This is a genomic window from Thermobifida sp. (assembly GCF_017577275.1).
GTDB lineage: Bacteria > Actinomycetota > Actinomycetes > Streptosporangiales > Streptosporangiaceae > Thermobifida > Thermobifida fusca.
The window spans coordinates 39,213-64,499 of sequence record NZ_PITY01000025.1; the positions used below are offsets into that span (position 1 = coordinate 39,213).

The window sequence follows — 25,287 nt, forward strand, 5'->3', positions numbered from 1 at the left end:
CGGGAAAGCAGTACGCCGCCACGCAAACGCAGCAGGGCCAACGTCGTCCCTCTGCGCTTTCCGTTACACGAAGCACAGAGCAGAAGACGACAGGAGGGCCAATGGCTGCAGGCCACAACAGGCGTCCCACCGGTCAATCCCGCCCCCGCGCCACAGCTGAAGGGCTCTACGACAGCTCCTACGAACACGACTCCTGCGGTGTGGGTTTCGTCGCCGACCTGACGGGACGCCGCAGCCACGCCATTGTTGACCAGGCACTCACCGTCCTCCGTAACCTCGACCACCGCGGCGCTTCAGGAGCCGACCCCGACGACGGCGACGGGGTGGGCATCCTCACCCACATCCCCCACGAGCTCTACCGCGACGTCTGCGGTTTCCCGCTCCCCGACGCTGGGGCCTACGCCGCAGGAATCGCGTTCCTCCCCACCGACGAAGCCGCCCGCGCCGCCGCGGTCGCCACCATCAACCGCATCGCCGCAGAAGAACACCTCACCGTGCTCGGCTGGCGCGACCTGCCCGTCGACCCGCGGCACTGCGGACCGGTGGCCCGCGAAACCATGCCGTTCTTCGCGCAAGTGTTCCTCGCCGGCCGTCCCGGGACCCCCACCGAAGGGCTCACCGGGATCGACCTGGAACGCTACGCCTACTGCGTGCGCAAGCGCGCCGAACACGAAGCCGGCGTCTACTTCGCCAGCCTTTCGCCGCGCACCATCACCTACAAGGGCATGCTGACCACACCCCAGCTCAAGCCCTTCTTCCCTGACCTCGCCGACCCGCGGTACACGTCGGGGCTGGCGCTGGTGCACTCGCGGTTCTCCACCAACACCTTCCCGTCGTGGCCCTTGGCGCACCCTTTCCGCTACATCGCCCACAACGGGGAGATCAACACGGTCAAAGGCAACCGCAACTGGATGCGGGCCCGCGAAGCAACCCTCGCCAGCGACCTCATCCCCGGCGACCTCTCCCGGCTCTTCCCCATCGTCGACCCCGACGAGTCCGACACCGCGTCCTTCGACGCCGCTCTTGAACTGCTGCACTTGGGCGGACGGTCCCTGCCGCACGCGGTGCTCATGATGATCCCCGAGCCGTGGGAAAACCACACCGAAATGGACCCGGCGGTGCGGGCCTTCTACGAGTTCCACGCCATGCTCATGGAGCCGTGGGACGGACCGGCCTCGGTCACCTTCACGGACGGCACGGTCATCGGCGCGGTCCTGGACCGCAACGGCTTGCGCCCCGGCCGCTACTGGGTCACCGACGACGGGCTTGTCGTCATGGCCAGCGAAGTCGGAGTCCTCGACATCGACCCGGCGCGCATCGTCCGCAAAGGCCGGCTGCAGCCCGGGCGGATCTTCGTCGTCGACACCGCGCGCGGCCGCATCCTCGACGACGCGGAAGTCAAAGCGGAACTCGCCGCCGAACACCCCTACGCCGAGTGGCTCGCCGACAACGTGGTGCGCCTCGCCGACCTGCCCGCAGTCCCAGCGGAGCCCGTCGACGACCTCGTCCACCACCAGCGGGTCTTCGGCTACACCGAAGAAGAGCTGCGCCTGCTGCTCACGCCCATGGCCCGCACCGGCGCCGAAGCCGTCGGCTCCATGGGCACCGACACCCCGGTGGCGGTACTGTCCCACCGGCCCCGCCAGCTCTTCGACTACTTCACCCAGAACTTCGCCCAGGTCACGAACCCGCCGCTGGACGCGATCCGCGAAGAACTGGTCACCAGCCTCCGCACGGTGCTGGGCTCAGAGGAGAACGTGCTCTCCCCGGACCCCGAAGACTGCCGCCGGATCGTGCTGGACACCCCCGTCCTCCAGGAAGCCGAGCTCGCCGCCCTCCTGCGCGCCGGCAGCGTGGACGGCGACCCTGCTTTCCGCGCCCACATCGTCCGCGGCGTCTACCCCGCCTCCGGCGGTGGTAAAGCCCTGACCGCGCGCCTCGACGAGATCTGCGCGGAAGTGTCCCAGGCCATCGCGGACGGTGCGCACCTCATCGTGCTCAGCGACCGCGGCGCCGACGCCGACCACGCGCCTATCCCGTCGCTGCTGCTCACCGGCACCGTCCACCACCATCTCGTGCGGGAGAAGACCCGCACCGAGGTCGGCCTCATCGTGGAATCCGGCGACGCCCGCGAATGCCACCACATCGCCCTGCTGCTGGGCTACGGCGCCTCCGCTGTCGTCCCCTACCTGGCTCTGGCCACGGTCCGCGACCTTGCCCGCAGCGGCGTCATCCCCGGCATCGACCCGGACACGGCCGCCCGCAACACGGTCAAAGCCTTCGGCAAAGGCCTGCTGAAGATCATGTCCAAGATGGGCGTGTCCACGGTCAGCTCCTACACGGGCGCGCAGATCTTCGAAGCCCTCGGCCTCGGCCAAGAGGTCATCGACCGGGCGTTCGCCGGCACGACGTCGCGGCTCGGCGGCATCGGCTTCGACGTGCTCGCGGAAGAAGTGCGCCGCCGCCACGCCGCCGCCTACGCGCCCAACCCTGCCGCGCACCGCCGGCTCCCAGTCGGCGGCGAATACCAGTGGCGCCGGGAAGGCGAACCGCACCTGTTCAACCCGGAGACCGTCGCGAAACTCCAGCACGCCACCCGGACCGGGAGCTACGACCTGTTCAAGGAGTACACCGCCAAAGTCGACCAGCAGGCCGAAACGCTCATGACCCTGCGCGGCCTGTTCACCCTCCGCGAAGGCGTGCGCTCGCCCGTGCCGCTCGACGAAGTCGAACCGGTCGAGTCGATCGTCGCACGCTTCTCCACCGGGGCCATGTCCTACGGCTCCATCTCCGCGGAAGCCCACGAAACCCTCGCCATCGCCATGAACCGGCTCGGCGGCAAATCCAACACCGGGGAAGGCGGCGAAGACCCGCGCCGCTTCACCCCGGACCCCAACGGGGACCTGCGGCGCAGCGCCATCAAACAGGTGGCGTCCGGCCGTTTCGGCGTCACCGCGCTCTACCTGACCAACGCCGACGACATCCAGATCAAGATGGCGCAGGGCGCTAAGCCGGGGGAGGGCGGCCAGCTGCCCGGCCACAAGGTCTACCCGTGGGTGGCGGAAACCCGGCACTCCACCCCCGGTGTCGGCCTGATCTCCCCGCCGCCGCACCACGACATCTACTCGATTGAGGACCTAGCCCAGCTCATTCACGACTTGAAGAACGCCAACCCGGCGGCGCGCATCCACGTCAAACTGGTCTCCGAAGCCGGGGTGGGCACGATCGCCGCGGGAGTGGCCAAAGCCCACGCGGACGTGGTCCTCATCTCCGGGCACGACGGCGGCACCGGGGCGTCCCCGCTCACCTCCATCAAGCACGCGGGCACCCCTTGGGAGCTCGGCCTCGCCGAAACCCAGCAGACCCTGCTGCGCAACGGGCTGCGCGACCGCATCGTCGTGCAGGTCGACGGCCAGCTCAAAACCGGTCGGGACGTGATCATCGCCGCCCTGCTGGGCGCGGAAGAGTTCGGGTTCGCCACCGCGCCGCTCGTCGTCTCCGGGTGCGTCATGATGCGGGTCTGCCACCTGGACACCTGCCCGGTAGGGGTGGCCACCCAAAACCCTGAACTGCGTAAACGCTTCAGCGGCAAGCCCGAGTATCTGGTGAACTTCTTCACGTTCATCGCCCAAGAGGTGCGCGAATACCTGGCCGCGCTCGGCTTCCGCAGCCTGGACGAGGCCATCGGGGCCGTGGAGCTCCTCGACGTGCGCGACGCTGTCGACCACTGGAAAGCGTCCGGGCTCGACCTGTCCCCGATCCTGCACCGGGTGGAGCCGCAGCCGCACGACCACCGCCGCCAGGTCCGCGCGCAAGACCACGGCCTGGACCGGGCCCTGGACCGCACCCTCATCCAACTGTCGGCGGGCGCACTGGAATACGGCACCCCGCTCACCCTCGACCTGCCGATCCGCAACGTCAACCGGACTGTCGGCACCATGCTCGGCCACGAGGTCACCAAACGCTACGGCGCCAAAGGTCTGCCCGACAACACCATCGACATCACCTTCACCGGCTCCGCCGGCCAGTCGTTCGGCGCGTTCCTCCCCCGTGGGATCACGCTGCGCCTTGTCGGCGACGCCAACGACTACGTCGGCAAAGGCCTGTCCGGGGGACGGATCATCGTCCGCCCCGCGGACACCGCCCCGTTCGCCGCTGAAGAGAACATCATCGCCGGCAACGTCATCGCCTACGGCGCCACCTCCGGGGAACTGTTCCTCCGCGGCATCGTCGGAGAACGGTTCTGCGTCCGCAACTCGGGGGCGCTCGCCGTGGTCGAAGGGGTCGGCGACCACGGATGCGAGTACATGACCGGGGGCCGCGCCGTCATCCTCGGACCTACCGGACGCAACTTCGCGGCCGGCATGTCCGGCGGCATCGCCTACGTCCTCGACCTGGACGAGCGGCGTGTCAACACCGAGATGGTGGACATCGACCCGCTCGACGACGCCGACCGCGCCTTCCTGAAAGAGGTGCTCACCCGCCACCACGCCGAGACCGGCTCCCCGGTGGCGCAGCGCCTGCTTGCCGACTTCGCCACCGCGGTCACCCGCTTCGCCAAGATCATGCCGCGCGACTACAAGCGCGTCCTGGCTGCCGTAGCCGAAGCCGAACGTGACGGACGTGACGCGGCCGAAGCCATCATGGCCGCCGCCCAGTCCTGACATCTCAACACCCGCGAAAGGAGGGACGACAACCCATGGCCGACCCCAAAGGCTTCCTCAAGATCACCGAACGGGAGCTGCCCTCCCACCGGCCCGTGCCCGTTCGGATCCAGGACTGGCGCGAAGTCTACGAGGACTTCGACCGCGCGGCCCTCATCAGGCAGGCCTCCCGCTGCATGGACTGCGGCATCCCGTTCTGCCACAACGGCTGCCCGCTCGGCAACCTCATCCCCGAGTGGAACGACCTGGTCTACCGGCACGACTGGCGGGACGCCATCGAACGGCTGCACGCCACCAACAACTTCCCTGAATTCACCGGCCGCCTGTGCCCGGCCCCGTGTGAGTCCGCGTGCGTGCTGGGCATCAACCAGCCCGCCGTGACCATCAAGAACGTCGAAGTGTCGATCATCGACCGGGCCTGGGAAGAAGGCTGGGTCCGCCCGCAGCCTCCCGCCCAGCACACCGGGAAGAAGGTCGCCGTCGTCGGCTCCGGCCCCGCAGGGCTCGCCGCCGCCCAGCAGCTCACCCGGGCCGGGCACACCGTCACCGTCTACGAGCGGGCCGACCGGATCGGCGGACTGCTGCGCTACGGCATCCCCGAATTCAAACTGGAAAAACGGCACCTGGAGCGGCGGCTCGCCCAGATGCGCGCCGAAGGCACCGAGTTCCGCACCGGCGTCAACGTCGGCGTGGACCTCACCGCCGACCAGCTGCGCGCCGACCACGACGCCGTCATCCTCGCCGGAGGCGCCACCGTGTGGCGGGACCTGCCCATCCCGGGCCGCCACCTCGCCGGCGTCCACCAGGCCATGGAATACCTGCCGCTCGCCAACCGGGTCCAGGAAGGCGACTTCGCTACTCCGCCCATCACCGCGGAAGGCAAGCACGTCGTCGTCATCGGCGGCGGCGACACCGGCGCCGACTGTGTCGGCACCGCCCACCGCCAAGGGGCGCGCTCCGTCACCCAACTGGAGATCATGCCGAAGCCGCCGACCACGCGGCCCCCGCACCAGCCGTGGCCGACCATGCCCCTGCTCTACAAGGTCACCAGTGCGCACGAGGAGGGAGGCGAACGTCTCTACTCGGTCAACACCCTGGAGTTCCTCGACGACGGAACAGGCGCGGTGCGTGGCCTCAAAGTCGTCGACGTCACCCGCACCGCGGAGGGGTTCGCACCGGTGCCCGGCACGGAACGCGAAATCCCCGCCCAGCTCGTCGTCCTCGCCCTGGGCTTCCTCGGCCCGCAGCGGGAAGGGCTCCTGGAGCAGCTCGGCGTGGCGCTCGACGAACGCGGCAACGTGCAGCGCGGACCCGACTACGCCACCAGCGTGCCAGGAGTGTTCTGCGCGGGAGACATGGGCCGCGGGCAGTCCCTCATCGTGTGGGCGATCGCGGAAGGGCGCAGCGCTGCCGCCGCCGTCGACGCCTACCTGTGCGGGGAAACGGCCCTGCCCACCGCGATCCCTCCGACCGCGCGGCCGTTGACGCTCTGAACCGCCCTCGTGGCCCCTGGCCTCAGGCGCTGCGGCGCCCCCGCCAGGGGCCACGGGCCCCGGTCAAGGCTCCTGCGGGAAACCTGGCGTTTCAGGGTAGCGGCGGCAGCGTGCGCTACCCGCTGATCGCCGATACGGTCATGGCCGTCCACTTCGCGTTCCTGGCCTACCTCGTCTGCGGGGGGTCTCGCGTGGCGGTGGCCCCGCATGTTCTGGCCGCACCTTGCAGCCGCCGCCTACGGGCTCGGCACCGTGGTCGTGGGCTGGCCGTGCCCGCTCACCCGACTGGAGAACTGGGCCCGCAGCAAAGCCGGACAGCAAGGCCTCGACCCGGGAGGGTTCATCTCCCACTACCTCACCGGTGTCCTCTACCCGGCTGACCGCCTGCCCCACGTCCAAGCCGCCGAGGGCGTCATCGTCGTCCTGTCGTGGGCCGGGGCCCTGTGGACGGTCCGCCGCCGCAGCCCTACAGCCCTGCGCCTGCCGCACCGGTGAAAACCCTGATGGCTGGCGACGCGTCTGCCCGGTACCGTCCGGGTATGGGGTATCTGCTCGTGGCCGAAGCCGCTATGGCGGTCCACTTCCTGTTCATTGCCTACGTCGTCTGCGGGGGGTTCCTCGCGTGGCGGTGGCCCCGCATGTTCTGGCCGCACCTCGCAGCCGCCGCCTACGGGCTGGGGGTCACCGTCATCGGCTGGCTGTGCCCGCTCACCTGGTTGGAGCACTGGGGGCGTGTCAACGCGGGACAGCACGGACTCGACGCGGAAGGGTTCATCTCCCACTACCTCACCGGCGTCATCTACCCCGCGGAATACCTGCGGGAAATCCAGCTCGCCGCGGCCGCGGTCGTCGCACTCTCCTGGGTCGGCGCCGCCTACAGTGCCCGCCGCCGTGCCCGCCGCGCACACGTCCACGCCACCCCACGCCTGCCCGAAAAATCCGATTTCCCGGAGGTTTGAAGTCGCGTTTCGGCGGCACGTGCCCACCATGGACACCACAACACGAGACATGCTCCACGCCGCCGAACACTTCATCGCCCGCAACGCCCGGCTCCTGGACCGCTACCGGTACGCCCACCACTTCCAAAGCGAACCGGCCCGCACCGTCCGGGCAGTCCTCAACACCTACCGCAACGTCGACGGCGGGTACGGCAACGCGCTCCACCCGGAACTGCGCGGCCACGGCAGCCAACCGATCGTCACCGCCCGAGCCCTGCGCATCCTCGACGAACTCGGCTACCTGCCCGCCAGCCTCGTCGACGCCGCCTGCCGCTACCTGCGCAGCGTCACCCAGCCGGACGGGGGAGTCCCACCTGTCCTGCCGAACGTCCGCTACACCGAATCCGCCCCCTGGTGGCGGGAGCACGACGACTTCGCCAGCGCCCTCAACCCCACCGCGGCCATCGCGGGCCTACTGCACAAGCACCGCGCCACCAGCGAGTGGCGGGACCGCGCCACCGCCTTCTCCTGGCAGCGCATCTCGGCCCTGAACTGGACCGACGCTGAGGAAGCCGAAGCGGTCTGCCTCTTCCTCCAACACGCGCCCGACCAGGAGCGAGCCCGCGCCGAATTCGCCCGCCTCGCCCCCGTGCTCCGCGCCACCGTAGCCCTCGACCCTGCCGCGCACGGCCGTGCCCACACCCCGCTGGACCTGGCGCGCCGCCCCGACGACTGGGCCCGCACCCTCTTCTCCGACGCGGAGATCAACGCCCACCTCGACGCGCTGGCTGCCGCGCAGGAAGAGGACGGCGGGTGGCGGTACCGGGACACCTGGTCTCCCGGGCCCGACATGGAACAGCGCGGCGCCTACACCGTGGACTGCCTGCTCACCCTGCGTGCCTACGGGCGCCTGTCGCGCCCCGCATCGGGCAGCGTGCCCCGCCCCACTCCACCGGCGCGCGCATGAACCCTCCCGCTCTGGGCAGAGGACCCCCGACCCTGTCCGCACACCAAGGGGGGAACGACTGCCATGGCCCGCACCGCACTCGACGGAGTCGACGTCGCTGTCCTCATTGCTCCGGAAGGCGCCGAACAGGTGGAGCTCACCGTCCCCTGGGACGCGATCCGTGACGCCGGGGGCCGCCCCCGACTGATCTCCACCACCGGCGGCCGTGTCCAAGCCTTCGACCACCTCGACCGGGCCGACACGTTTACCGTGGACACCACCGTCCACCAGGTCACTGCCCACGACTTCGACGCGCTCCTGCTCCCCGGAGGAGTAGCCAACCCCGACTACCTGCGCACCCATGAGCGCGCGGTCGCGTTCGTCCGTGAGTTTTTCGACACAGGGCGGCCGGTCGCCGCGATCTGCCACGCCCCGTGGATCCTCATCGAAGCCGGAGTGGTCCGCGGCCGCACTCTCACGTCGTATCCCAGCCTGCGCACGGATCTCGTCAACGCCGGGGCCACGTGGGTGGATCGAGAGGTCGTCGTCTCCACTGAAGGCCCCAGTACGCTCATCACCAGCCGCAACCCCAAAGACCTTCCGGCGTTCACCAAAGCCATCGTCGAGGAGTTCGCGGTGAAGACAACAGCGTGACGCTCACTCGCAACTTGGTTTAGACCAATTGCCAACAGAAAAGCTCTAAAGTGTTACACGTGACACGTCGAGCAAAGATTGTCGCGACCCTTGGACCGGCTACCTCGAGCCCTGAAGTCCTCCGCAAGCTCGTCGACGCCGGCCTGGACGTAGCGCGACTCAACCTCAGCCACGGTACCCACGACGACCACCAAACCATGTATCGCAACGTCCGCGCCGCAGCGGAGGCCAGCGGACGTAATGTCGGTATTCTCGCCGACCTGCAAGGGCCGAAGATCCGTCTCGGGACGTTCGTCGACGGATCCGTGACCCTCAGCCCCGGTGACGAGTTCACCATCACCATCGACGATGTACCCGGGGACCGCCACCGGGTCTCCACCACATATAAAGGACTCCCTGGTGATGTCCGTCCTGGCGACCGCGTCCTCATCGACGACGGTCGCGTTGTTTTGGAATGCGTCAAAAGCACCAGCACGGATGTCCACACCCGCGTCATCGTCGGCGGCCCGGTATCCAACCACAAAGGGCTCAACCTGCCCGGGGTGTCGGTTGCGGTCCCCGCGCTGACCGAAAAAGACGAACGGGACCTGCGCTGGGCCCTGGAGCAGGGCGTCGACATGGTGGCGCTCTCTTTTGTGCGCAGCCCCGCCGACGCGGAAGACGTCCACCGGGTCATGGACGAGATGGGCGTGCACGTCCCCCTCATCGCCAAGATCGAAAAACCTCAGGCGGTGGAGCGGCTTCAGGACATCATCGAGGCTTTCGACGGCGTCATGGTCGCCCGCGGCGACCTCGGTGTCGAACTCCCCCTCGAAAATGTGCCCATGGTGCAGAAACGCGCCATTGAACGGTGCCGGGACAAAGCCAAACCGGTCATCGTCGCCACGCAGATGCTCGAATCCATGATCCACAACCCGCGCCCCACGCGGGCTGAGGCTTCTGACGTGGCTAACGCCGTCCTCGACGGCGCGGACGCAGTCATGCTCTCCGGCGAGACCAGCGTCGGAAAGTACCCCGTGGAGACCGTGCAGACCATGGCGCGGATCATCGCCGCCGCCGAACAGGAGTCCCTGCGCGCCTCCCACATCCTCCACCGGGTCCCGGAGACCGTGGGCGGGTCGATCGTCCGAGCCGCTGCCGAAGTCGGAGCCACCGTGGGCGCCAAGGCCCTTGTCGCCTTCACCAGCAGCGGGGAGACTGCACGCCGGCTCGCCCGCTACCGTTCCCCCATTCCGCTGCTGGCGTTCACCACCGAGCCTGCCACCCGCGCCCAGCTCTCCCTCACCTGGGGTGTGGAAACCCACCTCGTGCCGTGGGTGGACAACACCGACGACATGGTCCGCCAGGTCGAGAACGAACTCCTGGACATGGACTACCAGAAGGGCGACAAAGTCGTCATCGTCGCGGGAAGCCCGCCTGGCACCCGAGGGTCGACCAACATGTTGCGCGTGCACCGTATGGGTGACGCCATCTCAAACTGATGATGACCCGTTCCTACCGTGGCCGTTCCCCGGCGGGGTGACCACGCCGCACCCCGCCCGGGGAATCCGGCACATCCCACCGAGGGGAAGCCCGCTACGGGCGAGTCTCGTTCCGTTCCCCCGCCACAATCCGGTCGAGCGGCATGTCCCACGGCAGCAGCCGCCACGGGCTCGCAGGATCAGTGGTCAACAAGCCCAACGCGTCCCACATCCGCTCCGCACCCGCGGCAGCAGCACCGTCCTGGTCGAGCAGCCAGCCCGCGTGGAACGCCGCGGACAACTGGCTCCACCCCCCGAACCGCGGCTGCAAGTCCGCGGCCACCCGGCGGAGCAGTCCTTGAGTCTCCACAGGGCTGAGCCAGTTCAACGTGGCGCCCCCGCAAATCAACGGGACCAGGTAGACGGCCCGCCACCACTGGTAGGCGCCCACCACCACCGTGTCAGCGGACTCTTGGGCCCCCGTCACGGTGCGCAGCCGCGCGACTTGCTCGGGGGTGAGCACCACCGTCCGATCGGGGGCAGAACGGTCCGCGCAGCGGCTGCGCGCGATCCCGGAACGCAAATCCACAAGCAGGTCGGTATCCGGCGCGGTGTGCAGCTCACGCCACAGGCGTTCGATCTCGGCGAGCAGCCCGGCCCGGTCGGTGATGCCCCGCTCCCGGGCGAACGTGCGCCGGTACCGGCCCCGCAACTGGGGGCGGACGATCACGTCCCACGGTTCTGCCACCGCCACCCGGAAGGGGGCGGCCACCGCGGCAACCCACCGCTCCGTGCTCAGCGGAGCGTCCGGGTCCTTGGTGCGCAGCATGGGGGCTTCCTTCGTCTCCACGACCAATCCCGCGAACGTCCCCGCGATCAGGGCCGCCGTGGAGAGCAGCGACCACCCGGGAAACCCGGCGACGAGCAGCACCACGGTGAGGAGCGCGAGGGGGGCCATCAGCCACGGCAGACGGTGAGTGGACGCCCAGGACACCACGGCCCACGCACCGATCGCCAGTGCGCCCACGATCCCGGCCACCGCGGTGAACACCTGTCACCCCTTTCCTCGCCGTCCGTGGCAGGACGAAGCAAAACCGTCTCTTCCAGGATCGAGTACCGAGAGCAGCGACGGAAACCAAAGCGGCATGTTGTACTCAGGTTGTGGCCGGGATGTGATCCGCTATGGCCCTAAGCAGCCAAGAAACTGCAGGTAGTAGAGCTATCCACGCCGATCGCCAGCAGGAAGTGGCGCAGCACACACCCGGATGGGCCCGTTACGGCAGGGTTTCTGGACGGCCGGTGCGCCCCGTTGCTTCGGAACCGCAACGGAGCCACCCCGTGCCGCGCACCATGCCGCCCGCCTCAGGCTCTGGGCAGCGTCCCCCACCACAGACGGGTCGCGGGCGGGCCAGTCCTGCTCCGTCCCCGGCCGGAGGCAGGAAGGGGGCAGCCCTGGCACGGGAGAGTCGGACACGAGCCTCGAAATATTCCCGGAAAAGTGAGCGAGGCCACGGCGGGACAGGTGCGGCCCCGGTCAGCCAAGAACGGCCGGAAAACCAAACGAAAAAGCCACCTGGTTTCAGGTGGCTTCCCCGCAGATCCGGAGCGGGATGACATCTCTGGTGCCGAAGGCGGGACTCGAACCCGCACGCCCTTACGGGCAGACGATTTTGAGTCGTCAATGTCTACCAATTCCATCACTTCGGCTTGCTGACCAGCCACATTCAATTATATGTCAGCACCTCGGAGGCGTCCTTGGCTTTTCCGATAAGCCAGCGCCTCCCAGGGATAGGCCGGCCACGGCGATGCGAACCATCTTAGCGGATCTCTGTACCCTCTTGTTTGTGACGCAGACGCAGAGCCGCGTGGTGATCGCGGAAGACGAGGCCCTGATCCGACTGGATCTCAAAGAGATGTTGGAGGAGGACGGCTACGAGGTCGTGGGAGAGGCCGGGGACGGGGAGACCGCGGTCCGCCTCGCCACCGAGCTGCGACCCGACCTCGTCATCCTCGACATCAAGATGCCCGTTCTGGACGGCCTATCCGCCGCCGAGCGGATCGCCGCAGAACGCATCGCGCCCGTAGTCATCTTGACCGCGTTCTCCCAGCGTGACCTGGTAGAGCGCGCCCGGGACGCCGGAGCAATGGCCTATCTGGTCAAACCCTTCACCAAGAGTGACCTGGTGCCCGCCATCGAGATGGCGGTCAGCCGGTACGCGGAGATCACCGCACTGGAAGCCGAGGTCACCGGACTCACCGAACGTCTCGAAACCCGCAAGATCGTCGAGCGTGCCAAAGGGCTGCTGCAGAAGAAGTACGGTCTCAGCGAACCCGAGGCGTTCCGGTGGATCCAGAAGAACTCCATGGACCGCAGGCTCACCATGCGCAAGGTGGCTGAGACGGTAGTGGAGACCCTCAGTGACCAGTAGCCAGCCCCCGCCCCGGTGCACCCCCCGTAAAGTTCCCGGCCGCCCACCCTCGGTGGACGGCCTTTCTTCTGCCTTGACCAGCTAAGACAGGTCAACTGCAGAAGTGTTCCGATTGCGTCACGGTTGCACACGAAGTCATGACGTTTGGGTCACGTGGCTTAAGCGACCCTGAATGAAATGGCTAAATCGGGCTAAACTCGCGCCACCGAAGCAGCTAAGTATCCGGCCCGTGGGTCAAGCCCCAGGGCCTTTTCAAGATGCGCAAGGGAGCGCGCACGTGCGCAGACGCCTCGTGACTGTCCTCCTCGCCGTAGTCACCGCCATCCTGGTGACACCGGCTGTGGCGGTGGCAGACACTCAGGGCGGTGAGACGCTCAACGGTCAAATCCGCAAACCCGAGACCGTGGCAGGGATCGACATCACGGTCTTCCAGGGGGACGAGGAGATCGGGACAGCGACCACCGACTCTGAGGGGAGATGGGAAGTAGCGTTGCCCGGACCGGGCAACTACCGTGTCGTATTGGACGAGGAGTCCGTTCCCGATGAGTTCGTCGTTGCAGACCAACCCGGAGCCGAACACGCCGACGTCAACGTCCGGCCGGGACAGCAACGCACGGTGATCTTCGTCCTCGCCTACGCCGACGAAGCGAGCACCGAACCGTCCCCGAGCCAGAGCAGCGACGACGCTGACGACGGGGCAGGGGCCGCAGCCAGCGATACGGAGGATGGCCTTGCCGCACCGGGTGTCTCCTCCAATGCTTCTTTCGGCACCAAGGCCATCCAGCTCACTGTTGCCGGACTGCTCTACGGGCTCATCATCGCTATCTCAGCGGTCGGCCTCTCCCTCATCTTCGGGACGACCAAGCTGACGAACTTCGCCCACGGCGACATGGTGACCTTCGGCGCCCTCATGGCCCTCCTGGTCAGCGGGATGACGCTGTTCGCCGGACTCCACACCGCGGTCACGAACCTGCTGGCCGACGTGTGGCTCCTCGGACCGGTGCTGGGCTTCGTCACCCGTCCCATGGTGCTGGGCACGGTGGTGGCGGTCCTCTTGGGCGCGGCCCTCGGCGCATTCCTCGAGCGGTTCATCTGGCGGCCGCTGCGCAAACGCAATGTGGCGCTCATCCAGATGTTCATCGTCTCCATCGGCCTGGCAATGGTGCTGCGGCACGTCCTGATGGTGGCGTTCGGCAGCAACCGCATGTCCTACCCGGACTTCCAGCTCCAGGCGATGCTGCGGCTAGGGCCGATCGCGATCACCCCTCGAGACCTGGTCCTCATGATCCTCTCCGTGCTGGTGCTCGTCGGGGTCGCCGCCCTGCTGCAGTTCACCCGAGTGGGGAAAGCGATGCGGGCGGTCTCCGACAACCGGGACCTCGCCGAATCCTCCGGCATCAACGTGGACCGGGTGACGCTGTATGTGTGGACCCTGGGCGGAGCCCTGACCGCGCTCGGCGGCGTCTTCTACGGCCTCAACCAGATCGTCCACTGGCAGATGGGCTTCCACCTGCTGCTCTTGATGTTCGCCGCGGTCATCCTGGGCGGTTTGGGCACCGCCTACGGAGCGATGGTCGGCGGACTCATCATCGGCCTGGTGGCGCAGTTGTCCACGCTCTGGTTCCCCTCGCAGCTCATGAACGCGTGGGCGCTGGGACTCATGATCATCATGCTGCTGGTTCGGCCGCAGGGCATCCTGGGCCGGCGTGAGCGAGTCGGCTAGGAGAGGGACGGATGGATATTCTGCAGGTCCTTGCCGACGCCACGCGGTCGGCGATCGGCCCGGTGGCTGCCGTTTACGCACTCGCCGCCATCGGTTTGAACATGCACTTCGGCTACACCGGCCTGCTCAACTTCGGGCAAGTGGGCTTCATGCTCGTGGGCGGCTACGGTGTCGCGGTCAGCGTCAGCACCTTCGGGCTCCCCCTGGGAGTGGGCTTCCTCATCGGCATCGCCTCCGCCGTGGCCCTCGCCCTGGTGCTCGGCCTACCGACCCTGCGGCTGCGCGCCGACTACCTGGCGATCACGACAATCGCGGTAGCCGAGGTGGCGCGGCTCATCTACCGGGCCGAGTTCCTCCGCGACATCACCGGCGGTGTCTACGGCCTCCAGAGCTTCTCCACCGCCTTCTACCAGTGGAACCCCTTCCCCTCCGGCACCTACGGTTTCGGGTGGCTGAGCTTCAGCGCCCGCGACCTGTGGGTGATGACGGTGACGTGGGGCCTGGTGCTCGTCGGCAGCGCGGTCATGTGGCTGCTGATCCACAGCCCGTGGGGGCGGGTCATCAAAGGCATCCGCGAAGACGAAGACGCGGTCCGCAGCCTCGGCAAGAACGTCTTCGTCTACAAGATGCAGAGCCTGATCATCGGCGGCGTCTTCGGCGCCCTGGCCGGCGCCATGCTCGTGGTCAACCAGCAGACCATCACCCCCGACCAGTTCATGCCGCAAGTGACGTTCTACCTGTGGGCGATCCTCCTGCTGGGCGGTGCCGGGCGCACCCTCGGCCCGGTGCTGGGATCGGTCGTCATGTGGTTCCTGCTGTCCGTGACCGACAGCGTGCTGCGCCAGCTCATCGCCGCCGACGTGATCACCTTCATCGCCAGTTCCGAGATCGGCGGCGTGCGGCACGCCCTGGTGGGTGTGGCGCTGCTGGTGCTGATCATCTTCCGGCCGCAGGGGCTCATCGGCAACCGCAAGGAGATGCTGATCAATGTCAAGTGACGTGAACGGAGCCACGGTCGACCGGATGGCCGGAGTGGACCCGGTACCGGGGGTTGCCAAACCCGACCCGATCCTCGTCGTCGACGGGGTACGGCGCAGCTTCGGCGGTCTGACCGCGGTCGACGTGGAGCACCTCGAGGTGCAGCGCGGCACGATCACGGCGTTGATCGGCCCCAACGGAGCAGGAAAGTCCACGCTGTTCAACCTCTTGACGGGGTTCGACCGAGTAGACAGCGGCACGTGGACGTTCCAAGGCAAGCAGCTCAACGGGCTGGGGGGACACCGGATCGCCCGCGAGGGCATGGTCCGCACCTTCCAGTTGACCAAGGCGCTGACCCGGCTGACCGTCATGGAGAACATGCTGCTGGCAGCGCCAGGCCAGACAGGGGAGCGGATCCTCGGCTCCTTCCTGCGCCCCCAGTGGCGGAAGCAGGAGGAGGCCAACCGGGCCCGGGCCGAGCAGTTGCTGGAACGGTTCAAACTGCTGGCCAAGAAGGACGAGATGGCGGGCAGCCTCTCCGGCGGGCAGCGCAAACTGCTGGAGATGGCTCGCGCGCTCATGGTGAACCCGACGATGATCATGCTGGACGAGCCCATGGCAGGGGTCAACCCTGCCCTGGTGCAGTCGCTGCTGGAGCACATCACCGCCCTGCGCGACGAGGGCATGACAGTGCTCTTCGTCGAGCATGACATGGACGTCATCATGGGGATCAGCGACTGGATCGTCGTGCTGTCGGAGGGGAAGGTCATCGCTGAGGGACGGCCCTCTGACATCCGCGCTGACCAGCGAGTGATCGACGCCTACCTGGGTTCTGGGTACGAGGAATCCGGTCGCGAGCCGCAGACCGACACCGGAGAAAGCCATGAGTGAGCAGGAGAAGACCGGTCCCGGCGCGCTGCCGGACGAGGCGTCTGTGGAAGCCCAGCAGCAGGCGCGCGAGGAGATCCTCAAGCACGCCGCGGCGGAGGAGATCGGCGACGACAGCGACTACCTGCTGGTGGCGCGCGACCTGGTCGCGGGATACGTGCCCGGGGTGAACATCCTCAACGGATGCACGCTGACCCTGTCCGAAGGCGAGATCGTGGCGATCATCGGCCCTAACGGGGCAGGCAAGTCCACGCTGATCAAAACGGTCTTCGGGCTGATCCCGGTGCGCAGCGGCAGCCTGTCGCTGCGCGGGGAGAGCATCGTCGCACTGCCCGCGCACGAGCTGGTGAAGCGCGGAGTGGGCTATGTCCCGCAGACGAACAACGTGTTCCCCTCCCTGACTATCGAGGAGAACCTGCAGATGGGGGCCTACCTGCGCCCCAAGCAGTTCGCTGAGCGGTTTGCGGCGGTCGCCGAACTGTTCCCGCTGCTGGCCAAGCGGCGCAAGGCCAAGGCCGGGTCGCTGTCCGGCGGTGAGCGCCAGATGGTGGCGATGGGACGGGCGCTGATGATGAACCCGTCCGTGCTGCTGCTGGACGAGCCGACGGCAGGCCTGTCCCCCCTCTACCAGGAGGAGGTCTTCCAGCGGGTCAAGCAGATCAACGCCACCGGGGTCTCCGTGCTCATGGTGGAGCAGAACGCGCGGCGCTGCCTGCAGATCAGCGACCGAGGCTACGTGCTGGACCAGGGGCGGAACGCCTACACCGGCACCGGCCAGGAACTGCTGAACGACCCGAACGTGATCGAGCTGTACCTGGGGACGCTGGCGAAAGCCTGACCCTGCCCGTCGCAAAGGGGGTTCTGGACCAAGTCCAGAACCCCCTTCCTTATACGGGTAGCAAGTCCTGCCCCGGAGGCGCGCAAAGAGCGGGGGCCGGAACCTGGTGGTTCCGGCCCCCGCGGCGCGAGGAGGACTGCTAGTTGCCGCCGCTTTCCACGTAGTCGAGGATCTCGTACTCGCCCTTGTCGTTGAAGCCGTAGATCATGAAGGAGGCAGCGGTGACGTTACCGTTGTCGTCGAAGTCCAGCGGACCGCTGATGCCGTCGTAGTCGATGTCAGCACCCTCGGCCAGCAGGTCGCGGCACTCGACGAACGAGGTGCACTTCTCACCGTCGCGGGTCACGTTGACCATCTCGGACACGAAGTCCTTCGGGTCGGTGCTTCCGGCAGCTTCCGCGGCAAGCGCGATGGTGATGGCGCAGTCGTAGACCTGCGCGGCGAACTGGTAGTCCTGCAGGTCCGGGTTGAACTCGGCGAGAGCCTGCTCGAACTCGGGAGCGTTCACGCCGGGAGCGGTGCCCGTGAACCCGGCGAGCACCGAGGGGTCGTCCGCGTTGACGCTCGAGCTGAGGTCACTGGAGTTCATGCCGTCGGCGCTGTACATCTGGTCGGCCTTGAGACCGGCTTCCAGCAGGCCGGAGATGGCCTGGACGCCTTCCTCGAAGGAGGCGAGGAAGACCGCTTCGGGCTTGGAATTGACGACAGCGTTGACCGCAGCGTCGAAGTTGGTGGCGTTGGGGTCGTAGCTCTCCTTGGCGGTGACCTCCGCGCCGCTGGCCTCCAAAGCTTCGCTCACCGAGTTCGCCAGGCCTTCACCGTAGTCGTCGGCCCGGTAGATGATGGCGACGCTCTGGTGGCCGTCGGCGAGGATGGTCTCGGCGAGCACCGGGCCCTGCATCAGGTCGCTGGGCGCGGTACGGAAGTAGTAGCCGCCGTCGGGGTAGTCGGTGAGGTCAGGAGCGGTGTTGGAGCCGGAGCACTGCACCACCTCCGCACCGGTAATGGAGTCGATGACCGCCTTGGTCATACCGGAAGCGGCAGCACCCAGGATGGCGTCCACCCCCTGGTCGAGGAGGCGGTTAGCGGTCTCGTTGGCCTGGGCCGCGTCGCCGGCTTCGTCACCACCGATGAGCTTGGGGAGCTCGGTGCCCAGCACACCGCCGGCGTCGTTGATCTCCTGGATCGCGTACTCGGCTGCGCTGATCTGCGGCGGTCCGAGGAAAGCCAGGTCGCCGCTCTCGGGGAAGATGTAGCCGAACTGCAGGCCGTCCCCGTCGCCTCCGCTTCCGCCGTTGTCGTCGTTACCGCCAGCGCCGCATGCGGTGAGTCCCAAGGCCAGCGCCGCGACCGCGGCAGTGAAGCCCAGTGCCTTTGTGTGAGGCATCCATCTCTCCATTCGACCCGCGTTGCTCGCGTGTGAATCTCCACGTCTGCCCGGCCGCCATGTTCCGACGGACTTAACGGTGGGCGTTAGCGGAGCTTAATGCCGGAATCTGCGGTTCAGGAAGATGGTGGGAAATGTCGCAGCCGAGTCGGGTTCATGCTGTTACTCACCTGTAGCCGAAGATTTGGGGAGTATATGCAGCTTCTACAGAGAGTTATCGGACGAGGGGATTCCCAGCTCCGCGACGGGAAGATTCGGCGCACAAAAACTCCGGGAAAACGGAAGCGGAAATAGGTTTTCCCACGCGTCAACCGGACCGGTTCCGAGAGCGGAAACGCGGCCCGCCCTTGGACGGTCCGGTGCGCATCGCCTCCGGCAAACCCGGTCAGAAAGCGGCGACGAGTGCGGTGAGGAGAGGCGCGACGAACAAGGCGGGCAGCAGGTCGGCGACGGGCAGATCGCGGATGCGCAGCAGCCGCAAGGCCACCCCGACCAGCAGCAGCCCACCGGTCGCGGTGAGCGCGGCGATGTGGGCGTCCGGCAGGACACTGCCCAGCGCGACCCCCAGCAGGGTGAACGCGCCCTGGTAGACGAGGACCGGCAGAGCAGAGGCGAGGACCCCTGCCCCCAGGGCCGCAGCAAAAGCGATCGAGGCGAAGCCGTCCAGCGCGGCTTTGAGCGCGAGCTGGTCGATGCCGTTGCCCAAGCCGTCGCTGAGCGCGCCGAGGATGGCAAGCGGGCCGACAAGGAAGACCAGGGACGAGCTGACGAATCCTTCGACAAAACGTTCACTGGCGGAGGGACCGGCCGGAGAGTCCTGGCTCGGAGCCGTGGCAACCGCGGACATACGCCGGGTCAGCGTGGCGCGCACCAGAGTGCCGAGCCGTTCGAGCCGCTGCTCGATCCGCAGCAGAGATCCAATGATCCCGCCAATGAGGAGAGACCCCAGCACGATCAGCGTGGGCGCAGCACCGCCGACCGCCGCGCGCAGCTCGGGGGAGAGCACCTCGGCGGCGTTGAGCGCGGCGATAAGGAGCACCACCAGGCCGAGCGCATCGGTGACGACGGTCCGCGTGCGGTCGGGGAGACGACCGCCCAGGGCGAGGCCGAGACCGGAGCCCGTGACGATCGCGATGATGTTGATGAGGGTGCCCAGGCCGGGCATTCCAGCCTCCGAACGTCGTTGCGGGGATGGGGGAGGGCCTCAGCGGCCCGGCGCGTCGCGCAGCATACAGGTCAGCCGGGACGTGCACACCCGCCGCCCCTGGTCGTCGGTGATCTCGATGTCCCAGGTCGCCAGAGTGCGTCCAGTGTGGACGGGCACCGCCACTCCCGTGACCCAGCCCGAGGTGACACTGCGGTGGTGGGTCGCGTTGATTTCGATACCCACCGCGATGCGGTCCGGCGCGGCCAGAAGCGCCGACCCGATAGACCCCAAGGATTCCGCCAGCACACAGGAGGCCCCGCCGTGCAGCAGACCGTAGGGCTGGGTGTTGCCTTCGACCGGGATCCGGCCGACCACGCGCTCGGTGGAGGCTTCCAGTAGTTCCATGCCCATCCGCTCGGCCAAGCCGCCCAGGTTGGGGTTGTGCCCGAGAAGTTCAGCCAGCTTCTCGCCATCCACAGCCATTACTGCTCCCTCACGGTGAACGGGAAGGTCAAGGCGGGACCGCCGCGGGAACCGCGCAAATGTCTTCTGCGCATCCTAGGATTCGTCGTGTGGTGAACACACAGGCGACCCCCGAGCAGACCCGTCCCGCCGAGACCGGTGAAGGAGGTGGGCGCCCCCGGCTGCTCCTCGTGGACGGCCACTCCATGGCCTTCCGCGCGTTCTACGCGCTCCCGGCAGAAAAATTCGTCAACAGCGCAGGCCAGGCCACCAATGCCATCTACGGCTTCACGTCGATGCTGGTCAAGCTGCTCCGCGAAGAGCAGCCCACGCACATCGCCGTGGCCTGGGACCGCTCCGAGCCCACGTTCCGGCATGAGGAGTACGCCGAGTACAAGGCGGGCCGCTCCGAAACCCCGCCGGAGTTCCCCAGCCAGGTGGGCCTGCTCCAAGAACTGCTTGGGCTGATCGGGGTCACCAGCCTGTCCGTCCCGGGATACGAGGCTGACGACATCATCGCCACGCTCACCACGCGGGGTCTCGCCGAAGGCATGGACGTGCTCATCGCCTCCGGGGACCGCGACACCTTCCAGCTGGTCGGCGAGCACTGCACGGTGCTCTACCCGGGCAGGAGCCTGTCCGACCTGATCCGCATGACCCCGGAGGCGGTCGAAGCCAAGTACGCGGTGCCGCCGGAACGCTACTGCGACCTGGCGGCCCTGGTGGGGGAGAAGTCCGACAACCTGCCCGGAGTGCCGGGGGTGGGGCCCAAGACCGCGGCCAAGTGGCTGGCCAAGTACGGGTCGCTCGACGCGCTCGTCGCCCACGCCCACGAGATCGGCGGCAAGGCTGGGCAGAACCTCCGCGACCACCTCGACGACGTCCTGCGCAACCAGCGGCTCAACCGGCTCGCCACCGATGTGGAGCTCGGCGTCGACGTCACCGGGATGACGCTGGGCCACTGGAACCGCGACGGCGTCAACCTGCTCTTCGACAACCTGGAGTTCGCCTCAACCCTCCGCGACCGCCTGTTCGCCGTGCTGAGCGAGCAGGCGGGCGACGACAGCGCCGAACCCGTCCAAGACGAAGGGTTCTCCGTCGAACTGGTCGACCCGGCACCCGGCACCTTGGGCGACTGGCTCGCCGCGGAGATCGCCGCCGGGGCCCGCACTGGGGTGGCCCTGGAGTGGAGCGGGGAGCGGGGCGGTGACATCATCCGCCTGGCGCTTGCCGTCCCCTCGGGCCGCGCGGTCTGCCTCGATCCGACCCAACTGGACCCCGCGGACGAGGCCGCGCTCACCGCATGGCTGGCCGACCCCGCCTATCCCAAGGTGCTGCATGGCGTCAAATGGGCACTGCGCGCCCTGTGGGCCCGCGGCTGGACCCTGGACGGGGTCGAATCCGACACCGCAATCGCCGCCTACCTGCTGGAACCCGGGCGACGCAACTTCGAGCTCGCCACCCTGTGCCTCCGCTACCTAGGCCGGGAACTGACAGAGCACAACGCCGAAGGCGCTCAGCTCACCCTGGACCTCGAAGGGACCGGCGACGACCAGGACACGGCCCGCCGCGAACTGGCGCTCCGAGCCCTGGCCACGGTGGAGCTGGCCTTGGCCTTGGACGCCGAGCTCACCCGGCGTGAAGGACTCGACCTGCTCCACAACCTGGAACTCCCCCTGGCCGAGGTGCTGGCCCGCATGGAGGATGCGGGGATCGCCGCCGACCTCACCTACCTGCGGGACTTGGAAGCCGAGTTCGCCGCCGCAGTCCGCCAGGCAGTCGACGAAGCGCACCGCCTGGTGGGCCGCGAGTTCAACCTCGGATCGCCCAAACAGTTGCAGCAGATCCTCTTCGACGAGCTGGGGCTGCCCAAGACGAAGCGGATCAAAACCGGCTACACCACTGACGCGGACGCGCTGGCGTGGCTGGCCGCGCAGACCGACAACGAGCTCCCCGTCATCCTGCTGCGCCACCGCGACCAGACCAAGCTGCGGACCACGGTGGAAGGGCTGATCAAGACGATCGCCGAGGACGGGCGTATCCACACCACCTTCCACCAGACGGTGACCGCCACGGGACGGCTCAGCTCAGCCGAGCCCAACCTGCAGAACATCCCGGTGCGCACCGACGCCGGTCGGCGCATCCGCCGCGCCTTCGTGGTCGGTGAAGGCTACGAGCAGTTGCTCACCGCCGACTACAGCCAGATCGAACTGCGCATCATGGCCCACCTGTCGGAGGACGAGGCGCTGATCGAAGCGTTCCACAGCGGCTTCGACTTCCACGCGCAGATCGCTTCGCGGGTCTTCCGGATCCCGGTGGACCAGGTCGACGGGGAGGCACGCGCCCGGATCAAGGCCATGAACTACGGCCTGGCCTACGGGCTGAGCGACTATGGGCTGGCCCAGCAGCTGGGTATTTCGCCGAAAGAAGCCCGGGTCCTCATGGAGGAGTACTTCTCCCACTTTGGGAAGGTCCGCGACTACCTCGAAGCCGTGGTGGTCCGGGCACGGCGCGAAGGTTACACCGCGACGATCCTGGGCCGCCGCCGCTACCTGCCCGACCTCAACAGCGACAACCGGCAGCGGCGGGAGATGGCTGAGCGGATGGCGCTCAACGCGCCCATCCAAGGGTCGGCCGCGGACATCATCAAGCTGGCGATGCTGCGCGTGGACCGGGCGCTGCGCGAGAACGGGCTCGCCTCGCGGATGCTGCTGCAAGTCCACGACGAACTTGTGCTGGAGGTCGCCCCCGGCGAGCTGGACACCGTGCGGGAGCTCGTGGTGGAGCACATGTCTCAGGCGCAGCAGTTGCGGGTTCCGCTTGCCGTGTCGGTGGGGGTGGGCCCCAACTGGCATGACGCAGCTCACTGAGCCGGTCGGTCACGTGGTCGGCAGAATCCGGTGAATTTTCCGGAAGAAGCGCTGAGTGAGGATAAAATTACGACAAAGTGTGATCGGCGAAGGCTGCGGTGATGCGACGGAATCCACTCGGCGCCCCTCGCGTGGAGCTGCGCGACGACGAACTGGTGTGGCGTTTCTCTCGTTCCTCGGGTCCGGGTGGGCAGCACGCCAATACTGCGAGCACGCGGGTCTCGCTGTCCCTGGACGTCACCACCACCGCGGTGCTCACCGAGGAGCAGCGGGAGCGCGTCCTGCGGCGCCTGGGCCCGCGGCTGGTTGACGGGGTGCTGACCGTTTCAGCACAAGATTTTCGCTCCCAGGCCCGCAACCGGGAAGTCGCCTGGGAGCGCCTGGCGGCGCTGCTCAGCGAGGCAGCTCGGCCTCCAGCGCGGAAAAGACGGCCTACCAAGCCGTCCCGGGCGGCCAAGGAGCGCCGGCTGCGGGAGAAGCGACACCGCTCCGCTCTCAAACGCCTCCGTTCGGGGCGCTACGAGGAGTAGCGTGCACTGAAGGGAATTTTTACCCACTGGAAACCTTCAAAGACGGAGCCTTGGCTTGTAGCATCCGTGGTGGACCCCGGTCAAGGTCCCTGAGAGGTGAGTCTGCTCCCTGCTCAGCCACTCGCACAGACGCAATAGGATTGATACCGGCGCTCCCCTGGTCTCGAATTGACCACGGGGCAGTCCTCCCATAGGCTGTGGGGAGCGTTGTGGATTCGCATGCACACACTCGATTCGGGGTTCGCCCGGGGTCGGGGAAGACCGACCGGTCGACGTGCGGATTAGAGGACGGCCACATCTTTGGTGTGGTGGACCTCCCATCCGGGCGTTTCCTGTCGGATCCGAATCAAATGTGTTCTCACAGCGTGTCCAAACTTCTATCCATGTCCGTACCGGAGTCCACCCACACATGACGAGCAGCACCGAGGCCACCTCGACACCGCAGGTAGCGGTCAACGACATCGGTTCCGAGGAAGCCTTCCTCGCCGCGATCGACGAGACCATCAAGTACTTCAACGACGGTGACATCGTCGAAGGCACCATCGTGAAGGTCGATCGAGACGAGGTCTTGCTCGACATCGGCTACAAGACCGAGGGTGTGATCCCCTCACGTGAACTCTCGATCAAGCACGACGTCGATCCACACGAGGTCGTCGCTGTCGGGGACCATGTCGAAGCTCTTGTTCTCCAGAAGGAGGACAAGGAAGGCCGCCTCATCCTGTCCAAGAAGCGCGCTCAGTACGAGCGGGCTTGGGGCACGATCGAAAAGATCAAGGAAGAGGACGGCGTCGTCACCGGCACCGTTATCGAGGTTGTCAAGGGCGGTCTCATCCTCGACATTGGCCTTCGCGGCTTCCTGCCCGCTTCCCTCGTCGAGATGCGTCGCGTGCGCGACCTGCAGCCCTACGTGGGCCGCGAGCTCGAAGCCAAGATCATCGAGCTTGACAAGAACCGCAACAACGTCGTCCTGTCGCGCCGTGCCTGGCTGGAACAGACCCAGTCCGAGGTCCGCCAGACCTTCCTCAACACCCTGCAGAAGGGCCAGATCCGTAAGGGTGTGGTCTCTTCGATCGTCAACTTCGGCGCGTTCGTCGACCTCGGCGGTGTTGATGGTCTGGTGCACGTGTCCGAACTGTCCTGGAAGCACATCGACCACCCGAGCGAAGTGGTCGAGGTCGGCCAGGAGGTCACGGTCGAGGTCCTCGATGTCGACATGGAGCGCGAGCGCGTCTCCCTGTCGCTGAAGGCCACCCAGGAAGACCCGTGGCAGCAGTTCGCCCGCACCCACCAGATCGGACAGATTGTTCCGGGCAAGGTCACCAAGCTGGTGCCGTTCGGCGCGTTCGTGCGGGTCGAAGAGGGTATCGAGGGTCTGGTGCACATCTCCGAGCTGGCCGAGCGCCACGTGGAGGTCCCCGAACAGGTTGTTCAGGTGGGCACCGAGATCTTCGTCAAGATCATCGACATCGACCTGGACCGGCGCCGCATCAGCCTGTCGCTGAAGCAGGCCAACGAGAGCATCTCGCCGGACCAGACCGAGTTCGACCCGACGATGTACGGCATGGTTGCCGAGTACGACGAACACGGCAACTACAAGTACCCGGAGGGCTTCGACCCGGAGACCGGCGAGTGGATGGAGGGCTACGAGGCCCAGCGCGACGAGTGGGAGCGCCAGTACGCTCTGGCTCAGGCCCGCTTCGAAGCGCACCGCAAGCAGGTCCAAGAAGCCCAGGCTGCCGAGGCCGCGGCTGCTCAGGAGCAGCAGGCCGACGACGACAGCGGTTCTGGTCAGGGCGGCGGAGAGCTCGCCTCCGACGAGGCCCTGGCCGCGCTGCGGGAGAAGCTCGCGGGCGGCGGCGAAAGCTGATCCGCTCCATAGG

At 67.4% G+C, this 25,287-nt stretch carries 19 protein-coding genes and 1 tRNA gene; 15 read left to right on the forward strand and 5 right to left on the reverse strand.

What is annotated here, in order from left to right; genetic code table 11:
* Positions 1-101: 101 nt before the first annotated feature.
* The 7 genes from gltB to pyk all read left to right on the forward strand — a co-directional run bounded on the left by gltB (position 102) and on the right by pyk (position 10,176).
* Positions 102-4,664 carry a glutamate synthase large subunit gene (gltB, locus tag CW348_RS12865; protein ID WP_016188520.1) on the forward strand — a complete coding sequence of 1,521 codons (4,563 nt, stop codon included), beginning with the start codon at positions 102-104 and terminating at the stop codon, positions 4,662-4,664.
* Between the two features lie 35 nt (positions 4,665-4,699).
* Positions 4,700-6,157, forward strand: a complete 1,458-nt coding sequence (locus tag CW348_RS12870) for a glutamate synthase subunit beta (RefSeq protein ID WP_011291621.1) — start codon at positions 4,700-4,702, stop codon at positions 6,155-6,157.
* Positions 6,158-6,364: 207 nt separating this feature from the next.
* Positions 6,365-6,652, forward strand: coding sequence for a DUF2784 domain-containing protein (locus tag CW348_RS12875; protein ID WP_338114581.1), 288 nt, complete (start codon positions 6,365-6,367; stop codon positions 6,650-6,652).
* A gap of 44 nt (positions 6,653-6,696) precedes the next feature.
* Positions 6,697-7,116, forward strand: coding sequence for a DUF2784 domain-containing protein (locus CW348_RS12880; protein ID WP_181140041.1), 420 nt, complete (start codon positions 6,697-6,699; stop codon positions 7,114-7,116).
* A 28-nt stretch (positions 7,117-7,144) separates the two neighbouring features.
* Entirely contained in the window at positions 7,145-8,062 is a 918-nt protein-coding gene (locus CW348_RS12885) for a hypothetical protein (protein ID WP_011291624.1), read from the forward strand.
* Positions 8,063-8,125: 63 nt separating this feature from the next.
* Positions 8,126-8,695 (forward strand): type 1 glutamine amidotransferase domain-containing protein, encoded by a 570-nt coding sequence (locus CW348_RS12890; RefSeq protein WP_016188523.1) that lies wholly within the window; start codon positions 8,126-8,128, stop codon positions 8,693-8,695.
* A gap of 59 nt (positions 8,696-8,754) precedes the next feature.
* Positions 8,755-10,176, forward strand: coding sequence for a pyruvate kinase (gene pyk, locus CW348_RS12895; RefSeq protein ID WP_104612907.1), 1,422 nt, complete (start codon positions 8,755-8,757; stop codon positions 10,174-10,176).
* Positions 10,177-10,270: 94 nt separating this feature from the next.
* Here the strand turns inward: pyk and CW348_RS12900 are convergent, their stop codons facing one another.
* Positions 10,271-11,206: a DUF1266 domain-containing protein gene (locus CW348_RS12900; RefSeq protein WP_011291627.1), complete on the reverse strand. Its 936-nt coding sequence runs from the start codon at positions 11,204-11,206 to the stop codon at positions 10,271-10,273.
* Between the two features lie 569 nt (positions 11,207-11,775).
* Positions 11,776-11,862, reverse strand: a tRNA-Leu gene (locus CW348_RS12905).
* Positions 11,863-11,999: 137 nt separating this feature from the next.
* Here CW348_RS12905 and CW348_RS12910 point away from each other — a divergent pair.
* From CW348_RS12910 to CW348_RS12930, 5 genes are all read left to right on the forward strand, one after another.
* Positions 12,000-12,584, forward strand: coding sequence for an ANTAR domain-containing response regulator (locus CW348_RS12910; RefSeq protein ID WP_159055920.1), 585 nt, complete (start codon positions 12,000-12,002; stop codon positions 12,582-12,584).
* Between the two features lie 277 nt (positions 12,585-12,861).
* Positions 12,862-14,307 (forward strand): branched-chain amino acid ABC transporter permease, encoded by a 1,446-nt coding sequence (locus CW348_RS12915; protein WP_011291629.1) that lies wholly within the window; start codon positions 12,862-12,864, stop codon positions 14,305-14,307.
* 11 nt (positions 14,308-14,318) lie between these two features.
* Positions 14,319-15,305 carry a branched-chain amino acid ABC transporter permease gene (locus tag CW348_RS12920; protein ID WP_011291630.1) on the forward strand — a complete coding sequence of 329 codons (987 nt, stop codon included), beginning with the start codon at positions 14,319-14,321 and terminating at the stop codon, positions 15,303-15,305.
* Positions 15,295-16,176 (forward strand): ABC transporter ATP-binding protein, encoded by an 882-nt coding sequence (locus CW348_RS12925; protein ID WP_011291631.1) that lies wholly within the window; start codon positions 15,295-15,297, stop codon positions 16,174-16,176. The genes CW348_RS12920 and CW348_RS12925 overlap by 11 nt, the downstream gene beginning before the upstream one ends.
* Positions 16,169-17,011, forward strand: a complete 843-nt coding sequence (locus tag CW348_RS12930; protein WP_011291632.1) for an ABC transporter ATP-binding protein — start codon at positions 16,169-16,171, stop codon at positions 17,009-17,011. Before CW348_RS12925 ends, CW348_RS12930 begins: the two co-directional genes overlap by 8 nt.
* Positions 17,012-17,150: 139 nt before the next feature.
* Here the strand turns inward: CW348_RS12930 and CW348_RS12935 are convergent, their stop codons facing one another.
* The 3 genes from CW348_RS12935 to CW348_RS12945 form a co-directional block, all read right to left on the reverse strand.
* The gene (locus CW348_RS12935; protein ID WP_104612906.1) at positions 17,151-18,398 is read right to left on the reverse strand and encodes an ABC transporter substrate-binding protein; all 1,248 of its coding nucleotides are present in this window, start codon (positions 18,396-18,398) and stop codon (positions 17,151-17,153) included.
* Between the two features lie 385 nt (positions 18,399-18,783).
* Positions 18,784-19,563, reverse strand: a complete 780-nt coding sequence (locus tag CW348_RS12940; protein WP_016188528.1) for a DUF554 domain-containing protein — start codon at positions 19,561-19,563, stop codon at positions 18,784-18,786.
* 39 nt (positions 19,564-19,602) lie between these two features.
* Positions 19,603-20,028, reverse strand: a complete 426-nt coding sequence (locus tag CW348_RS12945; RefSeq protein ID WP_011291635.1) for a PaaI family thioesterase — start codon at positions 20,026-20,028, stop codon at positions 19,603-19,605.
* 89 nt (positions 20,029-20,117) lie between these two features.
* Between CW348_RS12945 and polA the strand changes: the two genes are divergently transcribed.
* From polA to rpsA, 3 genes are all read left to right on the forward strand, one after another.
* Complete coding sequence (gene polA, locus CW348_RS12950; protein WP_016188529.1) at positions 20,118-22,877, forward strand: DNA polymerase I; 2,760 nt, start codon at positions 20,118-20,120, stop codon at positions 22,875-22,877.
* A 101-nt stretch (positions 22,878-22,978) separates the two neighbouring features.
* Positions 22,979-23,407 (forward strand): alternative ribosome rescue aminoacyl-tRNA hydrolase ArfB, encoded by a 429-nt coding sequence (arfB, locus tag CW348_RS12955; RefSeq protein WP_061783565.1) that lies wholly within the window; start codon positions 22,979-22,981, stop codon positions 23,405-23,407.
* Positions 23,408-23,816: 409 nt separating this feature from the next.
* Positions 23,817-25,274, forward strand: coding sequence for a 30S ribosomal protein S1 (gene rpsA, locus CW348_RS12960; protein WP_011291638.1), 1,458 nt, complete (start codon positions 23,817-23,819; stop codon positions 25,272-25,274).
* The last annotated feature ends 13 nt before the right edge of the window (positions 25,275-25,287 follow it).